The 17506-nt window shown below is 45.6% G+C and carries 12 protein-coding genes and 2 pseudogenes; 13 read left to right on the top strand and 1 reads right to left on the bottom strand.

The genetic code is table 11. From position 1 onward, the window contains the following. Window positions 1-34: 34 nt before the first annotated feature. Window positions 35-1212, bottom strand: a pseudogene (locus tag DEHRE_RS07610) (Ger(x)C family spore germination protein). A gap of 226 nt (window positions 1213-1438) precedes the next feature. Here DEHRE_RS07610 and DEHRE_RS07605 point away from each other — a divergent pair. The 13 genes and pseudogenes from DEHRE_RS07605 to DEHRE_RS07545 all read left to right on the top strand — a co-directional run bounded on the left by DEHRE_RS07605 (window position 1439) and on the right by DEHRE_RS07545 (window position 17449). Continuing rightward, window positions 1439-1996, top strand: a complete 558-nt coding sequence (locus DEHRE_RS07605; RefSeq protein ID WP_019226098.1) for a TetR/AcrR family transcriptional regulator — start codon at window positions 1439-1441, stop codon at window positions 1994-1996. 33 nt (window positions 1997-2029) lie between these two features. After that, a complete protein-coding gene (locus tag DEHRE_RS07600; RefSeq protein WP_019226099.1) occupies window positions 2030-4081 on the top strand; it encodes a proton-conducting transporter transmembrane domain-containing protein in 2052 nt (683 codons plus the stop codon). A gap of 40 nt (window positions 4082-4121) precedes the next feature. Then, on the top strand, window positions 4122-5117 hold the full coding sequence (locus tag DEHRE_RS07595) for a respiratory chain complex I subunit 1 family protein (protein WP_019226100.1): 996 nt from the start codon (window positions 4122-4124) through the stop codon (window positions 5115-5117). Continuing rightward, window positions 5110-5769: an NADH-quinone oxidoreductase subunit K gene (locus DEHRE_RS07590; protein WP_019226101.1), complete on the top strand. Its 660-nt coding sequence runs from the start codon at window positions 5110-5112 to the stop codon at window positions 5767-5769. Before DEHRE_RS07595 ends, DEHRE_RS07590 begins: the two co-directional genes overlap by 8 nt. Window positions 5770-5780: 11 nt before the next feature. Continuing rightward, window positions 5781-7265 (top strand): hydrogenase 4 subunit F, encoded by a 1485-nt coding sequence (locus tag DEHRE_RS07585; protein WP_019226102.1) that lies wholly within the window; start codon window positions 5781-5783, stop codon window positions 7263-7265. A gap of 90 nt (window positions 7266-7355) precedes the next feature. Next, entirely contained in the window at window positions 7356-9029 is a 1674-nt protein-coding gene (locus DEHRE_RS07580) for a hydrogenase large subunit (protein ID WP_019226103.1), read from the top strand. Between the two features lie 231 nt (window positions 9030-9260). Then, window positions 9261-10076 carry an NADH-quinone oxidoreductase subunit B family protein gene (locus tag DEHRE_RS07575; RefSeq protein WP_019226104.1) on the top strand — a complete coding sequence of 272 codons (816 nt, stop codon included), beginning with the start codon at window positions 9261-9263 and terminating at the stop codon, window positions 10074-10076. 183 nt (window positions 10077-10259) lie between these two features. Further along, complete coding sequence (locus DEHRE_RS07570) at window positions 10260-11072, top strand: carbon-nitrogen hydrolase family protein (RefSeq protein ID WP_025205727.1); 813 nt, start codon at window positions 10260-10262, stop codon at window positions 11070-11072. Window positions 11073-11134: 62 nt separating this feature from the next. After that, entirely contained in the window at window positions 11135-12178 is a 1044-nt protein-coding gene (locus DEHRE_RS07565) for a DMT family transporter (RefSeq protein WP_019226105.1), read from the top strand. A gap of 123 nt (window positions 12179-12301) precedes the next feature. Beyond that, on the top strand, window positions 12302-12862 hold the full coding sequence (locus tag DEHRE_RS07560; protein ID WP_019226106.1) for a PadR family transcriptional regulator: 561 nt from the start codon (window positions 12302-12304) through the stop codon (window positions 12860-12862). Window positions 12863-12912: 50 nt separating this feature from the next. Next, a pseudogene (locus DEHRE_RS07555) lies at window positions 12913-13753 on the top strand (alpha/beta fold hydrolase). 113 nt (window positions 13754-13866) lie between these two features. Continuing rightward, window positions 13867-15738 (top strand): ABC-F family ATP-binding cassette domain-containing protein, encoded by a 1872-nt coding sequence (locus tag DEHRE_RS07550; protein ID WP_019226107.1) that lies wholly within the window; start codon window positions 13867-13869, stop codon window positions 15736-15738. Between the two features lie 91 nt (window positions 15739-15829). Beyond that, complete coding sequence (locus DEHRE_RS07545; RefSeq protein WP_019226108.1) at window positions 15830-17449, top strand: ABC-F family ATP-binding cassette domain-containing protein; 1620 nt, start codon at window positions 15830-15832, stop codon at window positions 17447-17449. Window positions 17450-17506: the final 57 nt, after the last annotated feature.

The raw sequence follows: 17506 nt of genomic DNA, 5'->3' as shown, positions 1-17506 counted from the left end.
TAAGGAAAATTTATGAACACCTCTAAAAGGAATTTTATTCATTCGGAGGATTCACTTCTAGTTTTTCTTTCAGTCTGCCGGTGCTAATGATTTTTGCTTTCACATTAATTTCTACTTGAGAGTTTACAAAAGCTTCCCGCCATCCCGATCCCAAAGCATGAAATGTTTTGGGATCTTTTTGATGCAGCTTTTCGGAGAACCCCAAAAAATCAGCCTTGTAGGTTTTGGCCTGGTTAACTGTTGCAGTGGCTATTTTTTTACTTTTTCACTAGCAACAGATTCTAATTGTTCAATATCTTCTTTAGTTAGCCTTAAACTGTTATTTTCATCAATTTCTCCTTTCGTCTGAATTGTAACGTGGTAAGATATCTCTCCGTTGGTAACGACTGGTTTTATTTTATACGTTGAACTGCTTAGAAAATAGTTAAACATGGTTCCGTCCTTCTGAACGGGGATGGAAATCGGGCCTTTGTTTATTTTTTGCGTCAGCAGCAGAAAACCAAGCGTTTGTTCCTCATCAAGCCAGCCCACCAAATGGCCAGACTGAAAAACACCCAGGCCTTCGATAATGCTTCCTTCAGTTTTGGGATTAGCTTCGGATTCTTTGTTATCCGATTCCAAGGGCATAATCTTAATTTGTGGTAAAACGGCATCACGGTCAGTGCTTGTCAGCCAGGATACAAACTTATAGAAATACATACCGTAAGATTTGCCGGTGTTTGTGGCTTTTAAATCGATAAACTGGGATGTCTCCTCAGAAAACAACTGGTTCATTGTGCCTCCCGTCTTAAGTATTTCCTTGGCTTCACCTTTGGCCACCAAAATAATATCGCGTGGCCTGGTCTGCGGGAAGCGGGCATAATGTTCGATAATTTCAGGTGCCTTTTCTTTGGCAGCCTCCTCCCCAAGAATAAAGCCTGTAGCGTAACCATAAAAAGGGACAGTTGATAATTTTGCGGAATAATTTCTAATTGCAGCCTGCATTGTTGGTCCCTGACCGGTGATAAGCTGTTCCGTATTGACTTTCGGACCTGACTCTTTTCCTTGATTCTGTCCCTGACTGCCTTGTGTTCCCAGGACTAGCGTGGCCGCAGTCCAAACATCCTGACCGTTGATTTGGGTATAATCAAAGCTGCTTAGCGTGACAAATGCTAGCGTTTCGACTTCCTTGCTGCTCCAGCATCCTGAACATAATAATAAAAGTGAGAGCAAAACGCTGAGGGTCCCTATGTATTTAAAACGGAGTTTTTTCAGTAGTTTATTCAGTGGTAACGCCTCACTTTTTTCTTCTTGATGAACGTTATAAGTCTATTATTTTCCGGCGCAAGATACTTTATGAACTTTTCTAAAGTGCTTGACAAGTTATTGGGTCAATCCTATAATTTATTGAGGCTACCTAACGTTAGGTAGGCATTTTGTTTTTTGGAGGAACACGACGGTGGAAACGAAGCAAAAGCTGATGGACTCGGCTTTCAGACTGTTTGCAGACAAAGGGACAGAGTTTTCCCTAACCGAAGTTGCCAGTGAAGTTGGCATCCAAAAAGCATCAATCTATGCCCACTTTTCCAGTAAAGAAGATTTATTGTATGCGGTCATCAATCGGGAAATTAACCAGTACTTTCTCGAGATCAACGAGCATTGTGATGATCTGAAAAGCATGTTCGTTATGATTTTCGATTACTATGACAAGTCGCTGACCAAACTGTATTTCTGGAAGAGGCTGTTGCTTTTTCCACCTAAAGCTTTCGCTGAAACGCTGATTGCAAAAATCCACTGCTTATCAGAAGAGCGGTTCCAGATGGTTAAAGATATTATTCAAACCAATATGGATAAAGGGGTCATCCGGTGCCAAGACCCCGAATCCGTGGCAATATCCTATACGGCCATGACGCACGGGCTGCTGTCAAGCATCCTCATTTATCAACCTGAAGATGTGACTGTCCATTTTGAGGAGATTTGGGAGAATTTCTGGCGGGGGATCTGTTCAAATGGTTAAACGTTGATTTCATATATGGAGGACGAATGTTTCATGGAGCTTTTACTGCATCATTTATATCTAGTCTCAATATTTGGCTATCTGCTCGGAGCTGTTATTTCCCTTGGATATCTCTTCGTCAAAAAACAAAATACCGGCAATGTGATTGTCAATGCGCTATGTATCTTGGCTTCCGCAGCCGCAGCGGCAGCTTCAGTCGGAAAGATTTTCTCGGGCGTTGGAACGCTGAACATTTTTTCGCTACAATCCGCGATTCCGTTCATTACCCTAAATATCAGTATTGACAATCTTTCTGCTTTCTTTGTGCTGGCACTGTCGATCCTGGTCTTTTGTGTTTCGATCTACTCGATCGGCTATATTTCCCATTACAACGGGAAAAGGAACATCGGCCTGTTTAACTTTCTATATGTAATGTTTATTATTTCAATGTTTTTTGTACTAACCTCGGCCAATGCCGTATTTTTCTATATCTCCTGGGAAGCAATGTCTTTGCTGTCTTATTTCCTGGTGGTATTTGAATCGGAAAAAGAAGAAAATCAGCAAGCCGGAACGTTATATATTGTAATGACCCATCTGGCAACGGCTTGTCTTTTAATTGGATTTATGATCATGTATCACTACACACATTCTTTCGACCTGACGATAGCTCAAAATGGCGCAGCGATCCCTGAAATGGCCAGAAACATTGCCTTCATCTTATTTTTGGTTGGCTTTGGCACAAAAGCAGGCGTTATCCCGCTGCATATCTGGCTGCCTTACGCTCACCCGGCTGCCCCGAGCAATGTCTCGGCTCTGATGTCGGGAATCATGATCAAGACGGCCATCTACGGACTGATCCGTTTTGTGCTTTGCTATTTAGGGGTGCAGAATACCTGGTGGGGAATTGTCATTCTTGTTCTGGGCATGCTGTCAGCTGTACTTGGGGTTGCCTATGCTTTGATGGAACATAATATTAAAAGACTGCTGGCCTTTCATAGCGTAGAAAATATCGGGATTATCCTGATTGGCTTAGGGGTCTCGTATATCGCCTTTGCCCAAAACCATTTGCTCATCGGCGGCCTGGCCTTAACAGCAGCGCTGCTGCATACGTTCAACCATACTCTGTTTAAAGGGGGGCTGTTTCTCGGAGCCGGAGCAATTCAATATGCTGTACATACCAAAGATATCGAAAAACTTGGCGGGCTTCTGAAAAAGATGCCCGTTACCGGTTTCATGATCCTATGCTTTTCTTTGGCCATATCGGCCATTGTACCGTTTAATGGCTTTATCAGTGAATGGCTGACATATCAGTCCTTATTTGCCAATATACTGCCCGGACAGTTCGGCTTAAACTTCTTTTCGGCGGTCGCCGTGGCAGCGCTGGCTTTGACCGGAGCTTTGGCTGCAGCCTGTTTTGTGAAGCTGTTCGGGATATCCTTTCTAGGCCTTCCGCGAAGCGAACAAGCGGCGAATGCGCAGGAAGTTCCCAAAACCATGAATATCGGGATGGGCCTTCTTGCGTTGATCTGTCTCGGGATCGGACTTTTTCCGTTAACGATCTTAAAGCTCTTGGATCCGGTCGTTGGCAGTCTCGGCGGCGGCTCAGTCTTCAGTCAGCTTCAGGGAGGCTTTATGCTGGTTTATTATCCGCTGACGGTTTCCCCGGGCATTATATCTCCGATGGCCCTGGTCCTGGCTTTGGCCGGAATCATCCTGTTTACGCTTCTGGTCATCCGGATCGTTGGCGGTAAATATATCGAACAAAAATACGGAACGTGGGACTGCGGCTTTGAAGCGCTGAATGCACGCATGCAGTACAGCGCGACCGGTTTTTCCAAACCGATCAAGATTGTTTTCAGGATCCTGTTCAGACCAACCAGGAAAATTACGACAGAGGGAGACTCCTTCTATTATCCGGAGTCAATCGAATATGCGACGACGGTCGCCTCGATATTTGAAGATTACCTCTATCATCCTGTCATCAAAAGACTTCAAAAGTTTTCCCAAAGAACAAAGTATAAAATTCAAACCGGCAGCATCCATAGTTATTTGATCTATATATTTGCGGCAGTTCTCTTACTGATGCTCTATAACCGTTTGGCTTAAACAATTTGACTGAGGGATTTGCATTCGAGGCAGAAGTTTAATGAAAGACTGTACACCGGGAAGGATAGGAAATGAAGCAATGAACAGCATCACCTATATTTTAATTCAACTGATTGTTACTCTTTTGGCTGCACCGTTTGTGAGCGGCCTGATCAAAAAGGTCAAAGCTTTGACCCAAAAGCGCAAAGGTGCGCCTGTCTTGCAGATGTATTTTGATCTTTATAAACTGCTGCAAAAGACCTCTGTCGTTTCAGAGGTATCTTCGTGGATTTATAAGGTAGCTCCGTATATCGTTTTTGCGACAGCTCTGACTGCCGCGCTACTGATTCCTGTGTCAACCAAGATTGTACCGGTGCTGATTCCGGGTGATTTTATTATGCTCGTTTCCATCCTGGCACTCGGCAGGTTTTTTATGATGGCTGCAGCCCTGGATACGGGGAGTACCTTCGGTGGGATGGGAAGCAGCAGGGAGGCCATGATTTCTTCACTGATTGAACCATCCATCCTTGTGACCCTGTTTACGGTAGGCCTCCTTTCCGGGTCCACTTCACTGCCTCGCATTATGCAGACCGTACAGGTTACAGGGTTTCCTTTGGCTCATCCGGTTTATATGATGGTGGGGCTGGCGCTGCTGATCGTTATCATTGCGGAGACATCCAGAATTCCGGTCGATGATCCGTCCACCCATCTGGAATTAACGATGGTGCATGAGGCGATGATCCTGGAGTATTCAGGCCGGCACCTGGCTTTACTGGAATACGGTGCAGCCGTGAAACAGTTGGTTTTTATCACCCTGTTTGTGAATATCTTCATTCCGCATGACCAGCTGATTCCGTTTATGGGCTTCGGCGCTGTTATTTTGTCACTTCTGCTTTATTTGCTCAAAGTGGCCCTTATGGCGCTGGTCATCGCGTTGATTGAAGTCAATACAGTTAAGTTTAAGCTTTTCAGTATCCCGAATCTGGCTGCCTTATCTTTTATTCTCGCTTTTCTGGGAATTTTGCAATTCTTTATCCTGGGAGGTTATCATGTCTGAAAATCTTTTGGAAACCTTATCTGTGCTGATTTTACTTTCTTCTTTTGTGCTTATGGCCAATAAGCGAATCAGTTCCTATATCAAGTCTTTCCGTATTCAGTCCATGCTGATTGCTCTGGCTGCCGGGGTCATGGGAGTCAGAAGCCTGTCGGACGAAGGACGCTGGGATATTTTGATTGTCTGTATCCTGATTGTTGTTCTGAAAGTCATCTACATTCCAGGTCTTCTGAACAGGACATATGCCTCTGTAAGGTACAAAGTTGAAAAAGACTTTATCTTAAATATTCCAATTCTGGTTCTGGTCTGTTGCGGACTGGTTGTTTTTTCTTACTTCACGCTGGCAACGATTGACGGCAGCAGCCAGGGGATGTCCAATATGCAGCTCGTCAACTCGGTTTCCGTGATCTGGATCGGCCTTTTCTTTATGATCAGCCGTAAAAAAGCGCTTGGACAAATCATTGGCTTTCTGGTCATTGAAAACGGTCTGTATATCACGGCCATGCTCGCAACGCAGGGAATGCCTTTCATTGTGGACCTTGGGATATTCATTGACCTGGTGACCTTCGTTCTGATCATGGGTATGCTGACGTTTCGAATTAATGACCAATTCGACTCCATTGATACGGATCAACTCAATAATCTGAAAGGATAAGATACAACGATATGGGCTTTTTACTTCTGGTCATTCCAATCATTGCCTTACTGCTGCTCTTTATACTTAAACCGAAGCGGCTGCTGCACCTCGTCAGCGTCTCATCTGCTGTGCTGCTGCTGATCATCGCAGCTGTCCTGACCTATAAAGTCATACTGTATGGAGCGATTGCTTATTCTTCGCTGGGCGGATTTTTCTATCTCGATGCCCTGAGCATGATGATTCTGGATATTGTCCTGATGATAGGTTTGATGGCGGCCATCTTTTCGATCGGTTATCTTGAGGAAGAAGTCAAACAGGGTAAGCTGCCGGCCAAAAAAATCCGGCTGTACTATATGCTGATGGTGACCTTTATTTTTACGATGGTACTGGCGCTGACAGTCAAAAACATGGGTCTGATGTGGATTGCGATTGAAGCGACAACGCTGGCCTCGGCCTTTTTAGTCGGCTTTTATAACAATCGTTATGCGCTGGAAGCTGCCTGGAAGTATGTGATTATCTGTTCTGTCGGTATTGCAGTTGCCCTACTCGGCATCATTTTACTACACCTTTCTTCGGCCGGAATATTGGAGAACGGCTCATTTTTGGACTGGACTGCGCTGTACGCCAACGCGGCATCCTTAAAAAGTTCCGTTCTGCGCCTGGCGTTTATCTTTATTTTGGTCGGATTCGGGACGAAAGCCGGCCTTGCTCCGATGCATACCTGGCTGCCTGATGCGCATAGTCAGGCCCCTTCTCCGATTAGTGCCATGCTGTCCGGTGTTCTTTTGAACAGCGCGATGTATGGCATTATCCGGACGACGGCCATTGTGAATCACAATCAGGGGAGCAGTAGCTTTACCGGGAGGCTCCTCATCGGGATCGGGATTTTATCGATTGCTACCGCGGCTGTATTTATTCTGACGCAGAAGGATTATAAACGGCTTCTGGCTTATTCCAGTATTGAACATATGGGAATTATCGCTGTTGCTATCGGGATCTTTACACCGCTGTCTATTTTTGGCGGGTTGCTGCATATGATCAATCACTCGCTGACCAAATCCATGCTGTTTTTATCTGCCGGTAATATCATGCAGAAATATGACACCAAACAGATTTTCAAGATCAAAGGGATTTTGAAAACGCTGCCTATTTCCGGAACGGTCTTTCTGCTAGGTCTGTTTGCAATTGCCGGAACACCACCCTTCAGCGTATTTGCGAGTGAGTTCAGCATTACCGCCGCAATCTTCAACCAATTAAACCTCTGGGTCGGAATTGTGTTCATTCTGCTTCTGGCGGCTGTCTTTGCCGGAATCGCTGTGACGCTGTTTAAAATGTTTTATGGTCAGCCGGACAGTACGGAGGCTGCTGATCCTAGGACAGGAGAAATCAACATTCCCGGAACAGTCTGCCTGGTTGTTTTACTGACAGCCGTTGCAGCCGGCGGGATCTATCTGCCGGAAACAGTCCGGGAGCTGATCATTCAGGCCCAGAGCATTGTCCTGGGTACAATCTAAGGAAGGGATTCGTAAATCCTGTTAGAACAAAATGGTTTAAAGATAGCAACATTGTGACCCCCAGACCTAATTTTGGCTAATCAAGCTTGGATGAATTATTTGAGCAGGGAATTTGAGAACGTTGTACTAGTCAATGAAATATTGCTGAAAATAGAGGTAGAGATGATGAAGGCATCTGAATTAAAACAAATAATCGCAGAAAAGTTCTTCGTTGCAGAGTTGGCCGATATTGGCGGGAGAAACAGGAAGGGCCGGGAGCATGAGCTTTACCTAAAAATAGCTTCGGAAAGTATTCCTGGAATATGCGCTTACTTAAATAAAGAACTGGGTTATCCGCTCGTTCTGATGTTTGCCAATGATGAGCAAAGCCAGAATTCTTGCTTCGGCGTTTATTACGTTTTTGCGGACAGACAGGATACGTTGCTTCCGGTGATAAAAACGTTGGTCAGTCCTGACAAAATGGAAATACCGTCAATCAGTCATGTCATCCAGGCTGCGGCAACGTATGAGCGTGAAATTAAGGATCTATTCGGAATCATCCCAATAGGCCATCCGGATGCCAAAAGACTGGTTTTTCATAGCAACTGGCCGAACGGGGTTTATCCACTGCACAAAGCTTTTCCAGCAGGGTACAGACCACAGCGGGCTGCAGAAGAAATCAGCTTTCGCAAAGTTGAAGGGGAAGGGGTCTATGAAATTCCGGTCGGACCTGTCCATGCCGGAATCATTGAACCGGGCCATTTCCGTTTCAGTGTGGCCGGAGAACCGATCATTAATCTTGAAGCGCAATTGTACTTTGTCCATAAAGGAATAGAGAAACTGGCCGAACAGCAAAGCATTGAGAAATGCCTGTATATTTCAGAACGGATTTCCGGAGATGAGACCTTTGCAAATTCCCTGGCGTACTGTCAAGCCATCGAAAAAATTGCCGGAATCGAGGCTCCGATCAGGGCAGCCTACACCCGGGTCATTTTTGCCGAGCTGGAGAGACTGACCAGCCATTTGGGCGATCTCGGCGGTGTTTGTCTTGACGCTGCTTATGGGTTTGCAACGTTCCAGTTTCGGATGATCAGAGGCTGGGCCTACGCCTTAGCTGATGAACTGTGCGGCATGCGTTTCCTGCGAAGTGTCAATAAGCCGGGCGGGATTAGAAAAGACTTTGTGGCAGGAAAGGAAACCAGTCTGATTGGCCAGCTGAATAAAATCCGCCGCGAGCTTGAGGAAACTGTCGAGATTATCAAAGCCAACAGCTTGTTTATTGACAGGATTGAAAATACCGGTATCCTTACGCTGGAAATTGCGGCCGATCTAAACGCGGTCGGCCCAGGTGGCCGGGCTTCAGGACTGCGCTATGATGTCCGGAAATCTTTCCCGTACGCAGCTTATCCGCAGCTCAATTTTAATATCCCGAAACATTACAACGGCGATATCAACTGCCGGCTGAATACCAAAATTGAGGAATGCTTTGAATCCATTAACCTGATGATCCAAGCGATCAATCAAATGCCTTCAGGGAAAGTACTGGAACTTGTTGAGGCTGTTGAACCGTATCGCTTTGCTTTCGGCTTGACCGAAGCCCCGCGCGGCGAGAACATCCACTGGCTGATGACAGGCGAGAACAATACTGTGTACCGCTATAAAATACGGACGCCGTCTTTCTGCAACTGGCCGGCCCTCTGTCATGCCGTCAAAGGCAATATTGTGCCGGACTTTCCGCTGATCAATAAAAGCTTTAACCTTTCCTACGCAGGGAACGATCTCTAAAGCAAGCGGCGTACTATGTATGAGTACCACGTTCTTAAATTACCTATACAGATTCTTGGCACATCCTCTATTATATATATCAAAAACCATTATCTAGGGCAGGTCTGAGGGCCACAATACCACTTTCCGGCCTTTTGTGCCATCCATGGCACAAAAGGCCGAAAGCGGTATTGTGGCATGCAGACATACCCCAGATAACAAAATATACGGTACGAGCAAGGAAGACGAAAAATGTTTAAGACGCTAAAAAAGATCATTCAATATCCAAGGCTTACCCAGGAATATCCCAAAGTACCCGCCAGTGGAGGTCCGTTCCTGGGGCAGACCGAAATCAATCCTGAAAAGTGCAATTTTTGCGGGGAATGTGTCCTGCGCTGTCCATCTCAGGCAATCGTGATGGCTAAGGAAGCAGGAATCATTGGGATTAACTATGACGCGTGCATCTTCTGTGTGCTGTGTGAAGAAGTCTGTCCGACAGGCGCAGTAACGACCACCAATCAATTTGAGCTGGCTGAAAAGGATAAAGCAATGCTCCACGTGGATAAAACAGTGGCTGTCAAAAATCAAACGCTGATTATTGATGAAAACAACCTGCCTGACACCTCCTACAAAGCGGTCTGCATGGACCTGGAAGCAAAGATTAAAAAAATGTTCGGCCGGAGCCTGCAGATCAGAGAGGTGGATTCTGGCTCCTGCAACGGCTGTGATTATGAAATAAATGCGCTGAACAATCCTGTCAACGATATTGAAAGGCTCGGGATCAGTTTTGTGGCGTCGCCAAGACATGCCGATATGCTTTTGGTGACTGGCACCGCGACGAGAAATATGCAGCTGGCGCTGGTGAAGACGTATCATGCAGCACCTGATCCAAAACTGGTCGTAGCAGTAGGTGCCTGCGCCTGCAGCGGCGGCATTTTCAAGGATTCCTATGCCACCAGCAACGGCATAGATTCACTTGTACCGGTGGATGTCTATATCCCTGGCTGCCCACCGAGGCCTCAGGCCATCATTTACGGCATCTTGAAAGCGCTGGACCGGATGAAGTAAAGTTAGAGTTGACAAGGTACCAGTTGACTTTTTCCGGACGTGTATGATAATGGATAGTAAGCAGATAAAAATCCTAAATAGAAGTATTTTAGGATTTTTTTTGTGCTATATTATTTTGATGATTGTTCAGCTTGATAAATTGAGAATGTATAAGAATAAAAAACGTGTAAAGGATGGATCTTCTTGTCTATTGTTCGAGCTGCAGCGCTTCAGTTACAAGTATCTCCAGACAAAATGGAGAACTTCAACCGTCTCCAACAACATTTGGACAGCCTGGCTAAAGGGAATGTCGATCTGGTCATTTTTCCGGAAATGTTTAACTGTCCGTATCAGACGTCTTTATTTCCTGATTATGCAGAGGAAGAGGGCGGGGCATGCTGGCAGAAGCTTTCATCTCTGGCGGCACAGTATAAAATGTACCTCGTTGCAGGTTCGATGCCGGAAAGAGATCCGGAGAACAAGATATATAATACATCGTACGTGTTTGACCGCCAAGGCCGGCAAATAGGCAAACACCGCAAAGTTCACCTCTTTGATATCGAGATTGAGGGCGGACAGCAATTTCGGGAATCGGATACCTTAAGCCCTGGAAACAAGGCCACTGTATTTGACACGGAATTCGGAACGATTGGAGTCTGTATTTGCTATGACTTACGCTTTCCGGAACTGGCGAGGCTTATGGTTGATCAGGGTGCGAAGATCATTATTGTGCCGGGAGCCTTTAATATGACGACCGGTCCGGCCCACTGGGAGATCCTTTTCCGTACCCGGTCAGTGGATAATCAGGTTTTTACGGTGGGCGCTGCTCCAGCCCGTGATCCGGAAGCCAGATATACGTCCTGGGGGCACACGATCATGGTCGGACCATGGGGGAATGTCTTGCAGCAAATGGATGAACGGGAAGGTTTTATTATGCAGGATCTGGACCTGGCTGAAGTTACAAAAGTACGCCGTGAATTGCCGCTTCTTGCCCAGAGAAGGTCGGACCTGTATTAACTGACTTCAAAATGTCATCACGTAACGCGGAGATTATGACAAGGTAAGGCAGGGAGTTTTCGATGCAGAAACAAAAGTTTGCAGTATTCCAGGCACTCCTGGCAGCCGCACTTTTCGGGATAAGCACGCCATTGTCCAAATTGCTATTGTCCCATTTATCACCGATCATGATGGCTGCGCTTCTCTATCTGGGTGCAGGGAGCGGCATGTTGGTGCTGCGATTGATAATTAAAGTAAATAAGCCGTTATCTAAAGAAGCAGGTATTGCCAGGAAGGATCTGCCCTTTACAATTGGAATGGTTCTTTTGGATATGAGTGCGCCTATCCTGCTCCTGGTCGGATTGACTACGACTGCGGCTGCTAATGTATCTCTATTGAGCAATTTTGAAATCGCGGCGACGGCATTTCTTGCCTTGTGGCTCTTTAAGGAGACAATCGGGCCAAGGCTCTGGACGGCAATCATTCTCATTACTGCTTCCAGCATACTCTTATCACTAAAAGATCTTCAAGGACTGTCATTCTCCGCAGGCTCAATATTTGTATTACTGGCCTGTCTCTGCTGGGGATTAGAGAATAATTTTACGAAAATGCTTTCGCTGAAAGATCCTATGCAGATTGTCGTCATTAAAGGATTGGGATCTGGAGCTGGCTCCTTGCTTATTGCCTTTGTCACCAAACAAATGACAGCCGATTACAGCTATATTCTTTTTACGCTGATACTGGGATTCTTTGCTTATGGCCTCAGTATCCTTTTCTATGTCAGAGCCCAGAGAGACCTCGGGGCGGCTAGAACAAGCGCCTATTATGCTGTTGCACCGTTTATTGGCGTTGGCTTATCTTTTATTGTCGCCAAAGAACCCATAACAAGTAATTTTATCATTGCAGCCATTCTAATGATATTCGGGGCCTATTATGCGGCTAGGGAGAAACATGACCATCAACATCGTCATGAAGCGTTGTGTCATGACCATCGCCATCATCATGGTGACGGCCATCATAGCCATGTTCACGCTGATTTTACGACAGGGGAGCACAGTCATCCGCACGAACATGAAACCATACAACATGCGCATCATCATGCACCGGATATGCATCACAAGCATTAGGCATTAGACCTGATTTGATATTAAAACTCTTTATAAATGGGATAGCACTTTACAAATACAGTAACATATGTTATTAATAACATATGTTACTGTATTTTTTAAAATGGAAGTGAAGACGAACAAATGATGTCCATGATGATGTCCATTAATTATGCGATTCTGGGAATTCTCAGTACGCAGTCTCTGACGGGGTATGATCTGAAAAAAATTATTCAGGATTCATCGTTTATGTATTGGTCCGGCAATAACAATCAGATCTATAAAGCCTTGGTTGAACTACTGAACCTGGGTTTTGTGACCAATGAAATCCAGATGCAGGAAAGTTCACCTGCCAAAAAAATCTATACGATCACGGCAGAGGGGATCGTAGAATTGAAAAAATGGGTGCTTTCAACGCCGGAAATCGCGGAAATCAAAAAAACATTTCTGATACAGCTTGCCTGGTCGGATCTCCTGAATGATGAGGAATTGAAAAATTTGTTGTTGGCATATGAAGAGCAAATAAAAATGCAGATCATCCTGGAAAAAGAGAAAAGCCGCAGAGGCAGGTTTTCACCAGCCAGAAGCAGAAGGGAACTTACTATGTGGGGGATGATTCAAGAGAATATCATTTCATCCTATGAAAGTGAACTGAGCTGGCTGGAAACGGTCCGGAATAAGCTCGGCAGCGATTTCCAGCAATGAATACACGACAAGAAGAAAATGGCAGATGAATATCGAATGGAGGGAAAGCTATGAAAAACAGAATGGCCTTCCGTACTCCGGAAGGGAAAAAAGAAGTTCTCAGGATATATGATGCTTTATTGGAACAATGGTCAACGCAATATGAGATGATCCATCTGACTACCCGGTATGGCAAAACGTTTGTTTTAGCAGGAGGCGATCCGAACGCGCCGCCGCTGATTCTTCTCCATGGCAGCGGGATGAATTCCGTGATGTGGCTGGGTGATATGCCGACCTATACGAAGCATTTTCGCGGCCGTCGATATTCCAGGGGAACCTGGGAAAAGTGCCGAAGAACAGCTGCCTTTCGACAGTTCTGCTTATGCGGAGTGGCTTGATGATGTCTTTGGAGCGTTAGCGATCAATAAAGCAAGTATAATCGGGATTTCTTTAGGTGCCTGGCTCGCGATCAAGTATGCTGTTTTCCGGCCGGAAAAAGTAGAAAAGCTTGTTTTGCTTTGCCCATCCGGCGTCGGACCGCAAAAGGGTTCTTTCCTTTTTACAGCGATGTTCTATATGTGTTTTGGAGATCGCGGACTAAAAAAACTTTTCTATAAAGTGAATGGTAATCAGCCTATCCCCGATATCGTGCTGGATTATCAATTGCTGATTGGCAAGAGTTTCAACTTTCGCCGTGAAATGATACCCATTTTTCCCGATCAGGAACTGAAGTCCTTGACGATGCCGGTAGTTTTATTTGTCGGCGGCAAAGATATCATGCTTCATTCGGCGAAGACTGCTCGGCGGATGGAAACATTGGTTCCGCAGGGTAAGATCAATATTCTACCCGAGGCAGGCCATACACTTACCAATCTAACCACGGAAATCTATGATTTTTTAATTCAGGAATAATGTTATTAGAAATTTTAGGTGCGATATGATATCTTTAACATTGGCTGCCTTTGCAAGGAGTTATTTTACCGCGAGAATGCGAAACTATTTTTAGCCAGTGTGAGGTGCTTCATTTGATTCTATTATCGGCAGAAAAGATTACGAAAAGTTATAGTGAGAAAAAACTCTTAAAAGATATGTCTCTATTCATAAATGAGGGAGATAAAATCGGTGTGATCGGGACTAATGGCACCGGGAAATCAACTTTTTTAAAGATCATCGCCGAGATTGAAACGCCGGATGCCGGTACGGTGACGATGGCTTCCGGCGTCAGGATCAGTTATCTTCCGCAAAACCCCATATTCGGTGAACATCTGACGGTTTTGGAACAGGTGTTTCTGGGAGCCTCATCCGAAGACCAGGACTTGATGGAATATGAAGCAAAGTCGATTTTAACCAGGCTGGGCATTACGGATTTTTCAATGGATGTCAGCTTTTTGTCTGGCGGAGAAAAGAAACGCGTTGCGATTGCGCGTGCTCTGGTCAAACCGAGCGAAATTTTGATTCTGGATGAACCGACCAACCATTTGGACAATGAGATGGTCCTCTGGCTGGAAAATTATCTGCGCAAATACAGCGGAGCGATTGTTATGATCACGCACGACCGCTATTTCCTCGATCGGGTGACCAACCGGATGATTGAGATCAGCCGGGGAAACCTCTATAGCTATCCGGCGAATTATACCAAGTATTTGGAGCTGAAAGCTCAGCGCGAAGAAATGGAAATCAGCACGGAAAGAAAAACCAGCAGCCTCTACAAAACGGAGCTGGAGTGGATCAGCCGCGGCGCCAGAGCCAGAGGGACGAAAAGCAAAGAACGGATTGAACGATTTAAGCAATTAAGTGAGAGAGAAAGACCAACAGCCGGGGAGAAGCTGAACCTCAGCTCGGTGGCATCACGCCTTGGTAAAAAGACCATTGAAATGAACCATATCGCAAAATCCTATACCGGAAAAATGCTGATCCGGGATTTTGACCATATCATTCTGCGTGACGCCAGAATCGGCATTGTTGGCAAAAACGGCTGCGGCAAATCGACGCTGTTAAAAATGATCATGGGCCTGGTTGAGCCGGACAGCGGGACGATCGTTACAGGGGAAACCGTCAGGATCGGTTATTTTTCACAGGAAAGCGAAGAGATGGACCCCTCTCAGCGTGTCATCGCCTATATTCGGGGTATTGCCGAAAACATTGAGACGGTGGACGGAACAGTGACAGCCACGCAAATGCTGGAACGCTTCCTGTTTCCAGCTGATTTACAGTGGAATACCATTGCCAAGCTTTCCGGCGGCGAACGCAGACGACTTTATCTGCTCAGCGTGCTGATGAAAGCCCCGAACATCCTACTGCTGGACGAGCCTTCCAATGATCTGGATATAGAGACGCTGACCATTTTGGAAGATTACCTGGAGAACTTCAACGGTGCTGTGGTCGTCGTCTCCCATGACCGTTATTTCCTGGATAAAGTCGTAGACCGGATCTTTGAATTCCAGGAAGACGGGACACTGCGGCAATATGTCGGCGGTTATTCCGATTATCAGGAACAAATTACGGATAAGGGCAGAGAAGAAAAAGATAGTTCTAAAAGAAACAGTCCTTCAAGTGGTTCAAGTACTTCAAATACTATAATCACTTCAAGCAACATAGGCATTTCAGACCAATTTAATTGTAGTGATCCCCAGGGTGAAACCGCCGAACCCAGGAAAAAATTGAAGTTTACCTACAAGGAAGAACAGGAATACAGAAAGATCGAAGAAGAGATTGCACAGCTCGAAGCAAACTTGCGTACACTGGATGAAACCATTTCGCGGGAGACCAGTAACTATGCCAAATTGCAGGAATTACTTTCCGAGAAAGAAGCGTTGGAATGTGCCATTGCCGGCAAGATGGAACGCTGGATCTATCTGAACGACCTTGCTGAAAAAATTGCTGCTGCAAAATTATAATCCTTCGACAAACGTTGATTACGTATGTTATAATGACTACTTGATTGTATTATAATGGCGACTTGGTTGCACGAATAAGGATGGTAATAAAATGATCAGTACGACTGGAATATCTCTTCGTTACGGCGGACGTGCTTTATTTGAAAACGTCAATATTAAATTCATCCCCGGGAACTGTTACGGTCTCATCGGTGCGAACGGCTCCGGCAAATCGACCTTTTTAAAAATTCTCTCCGGTGAGATAGAAGCCAATAAAGGAGATGTCTCGATTGACCCCGGTGAAAGAATCGCTGTCTTAAAGCAGAACCACTTTGAATTTGACGAAGTTGAGGTCTTAAAAACCGTCATGATGGGCCACAAAAGGCTCTGTGAGGTTATGGATGAAAAAGAAGTTCTCTATGCCAAACCCGATTTTTCCGAAGAAGACGGCATGAAGATCGCCGAGCTGGAAGCGGAATTTGCAGAAATGAACGGTTGGGAAGCCGAATCCGAAGCGGCAACCCTCTTAAACGGACTCGGTATTGGCGAAGAGTACCACGATAAAAAGATGAAGGAACTCGACGGCAATGAAAAGATCCGGGTCCTTTTGGCCCAGGCCCTATTTGGAAGTCCAGATATCCTGTTGCTGGACGAACCCACAAACCACCTCGACATTGCCTCCATTACCTGGCTCGAAAACTTTCTGTATAACTTTGAGAACACCGTCATCGTCGTTTCTCACGACAGACACTTTTTAAATAAAGTCTGCACGCATATTGCCGATATCGACTTCGGCAAAATTCAGCTTTATGTTGGTAACTATGATTTCTGGTACGAATCAAGCCAGCTGGCGTTGAAGCAGATGAGAGACGCTAATGAAAAGACGGAAGCCAAGAAAAAAGAATTGCAGGAGTTTATCCAGCGGTTCAGTGCCAATGCTTCCAAGTCCAAACAGGCCACATCCCGTAAAAAGCTTCTGGAAAAACTGACTCTGGAGGATATCCGACCGTCATCCCGCAAATATCCGTTTGTTGATTTTAAACCGGACAGGGAAGCAGGGAATGACTTGCTGGCCGTGAACGGAATCAGCAAAGAAGTAGAAGGGGAAAAGATCCTGAATAACGTCTCATTTATTGTCAGCAAAGGCGATAAGATTGCGTTTGTAGGTCCTAACGGTCTACCCAAGACAACCTTGTTCAAAATATTAATCGGGGAAACAACTGCCGACAGCGGAGACTTCAAATGGGGCGTCACCACATCCCAGTCCTATTTCCCGAAAGATAACGCGGCCTATTTTGACAATGTTCATCTGAGCCTTGTCGACTGGCTCAGACAATATTCCGGTGACCAGACCGAAACCTTTGTCAGAGGCTGGCTTGGCAGAATGCTTTTCTCCGGCGAAGAAGCGCTGAAGGAAGCAGCAGTGCTTTCCGGAGGCGAAAAGGTCCGCTGCATGCTGGCGAAGATGATGCTCTCCGGCGCCAATGTGCTGTTGTTTGACGAACCGACCAATCACCTCGACCTGGAATCGATCACTGCCTTGAACGACGGGCTGATCAATTATAAGGGGACGATTCTGTTTGTGTCACATGACCACCAGTTTGTTCAGACCGTGGCCAACCGGATCATTGAAATCACGCCGAACGGGATCATCGACAAGCAGATTACGTACGACGAATATCTGGAAAGTGAAGATATCCAGGCGCTGCGCAAAAAGATGTACGAGATGTAGGCTATTTTATTTCCTAATATAAAATGTAAAGCGGCAGAAAAAATTGATGCTGTTCAT

The sequence above is a fragment of the Dehalobacter restrictus DSM 9455 genome (genome assembly GCF_000512895.1).
Lineage (GTDB): Bacteria > Bacillota > Desulfitobacteriia > Desulfitobacteriales > Syntrophobotulaceae > Dehalobacter > Dehalobacter restrictus.
Note: the sequence above shows the minus strand (reverse complement) of the source record. Positions and strands in the feature narration are given on the sequence as shown.

Bases quoted from the DNA above. Each gene is read 5' to 3' on its own strand.
- DEHRE_RS07545 (WP_019226108.1), top strand. From the start codon at position 15,830: ATGATCAGTACGACTGGAATATCTCTTCGTTACGGCGGACGTGCTTTA.
- DEHRE_RS07590 (WP_019226101.1), top strand. From the start codon at position 5,110: ATGTCTGAAAATCTTTTGGAAACCTTATCTGTGCTGATTTTACTTTCT.
- DEHRE_RS07595 (WP_019226100.1), top strand. From the start codon at position 4,122: ATGAAAGACTGTACACCGGGAAGGATAGGAAATGAAGCAATGAACAGC.
- DEHRE_RS07560 (WP_019226106.1), top strand. From the start codon at position 12,302: ATGATGTCCATGATGATGTCCATTAATTATGCGATTCTGGGAATTCTC.
- DEHRE_RS07565 (WP_019226105.1), top strand. From the start codon at position 11,135: ATGCAGAAACAAAAGTTTGCAGTATTCCAGGCACTCCTGGCAGCCGCA.
- DEHRE_RS07600 (WP_019226099.1), top strand. From the start codon at position 2,030: ATGGAGCTTTTACTGCATCATTTATATCTAGTCTCAATATTTGGCTAT.
- DEHRE_RS07585 (WP_019226102.1), top strand. From the start codon at position 5,781: ATGGGCTTTTTACTTCTGGTCATTCCAATCATTGCCTTACTGCTGCTC.
- DEHRE_RS07580 (WP_019226103.1), top strand. From the start codon at position 7,356: ATGAATTATTTGAGCAGGGAATTTGAGAACGTTGTACTAGTCAATGAA.
- DEHRE_RS07575 (WP_019226104.1), top strand. From the start codon at position 9,261: ATGTTTAAGACGCTAAAAAAGATCATTCAATATCCAAGGCTTACCCAG.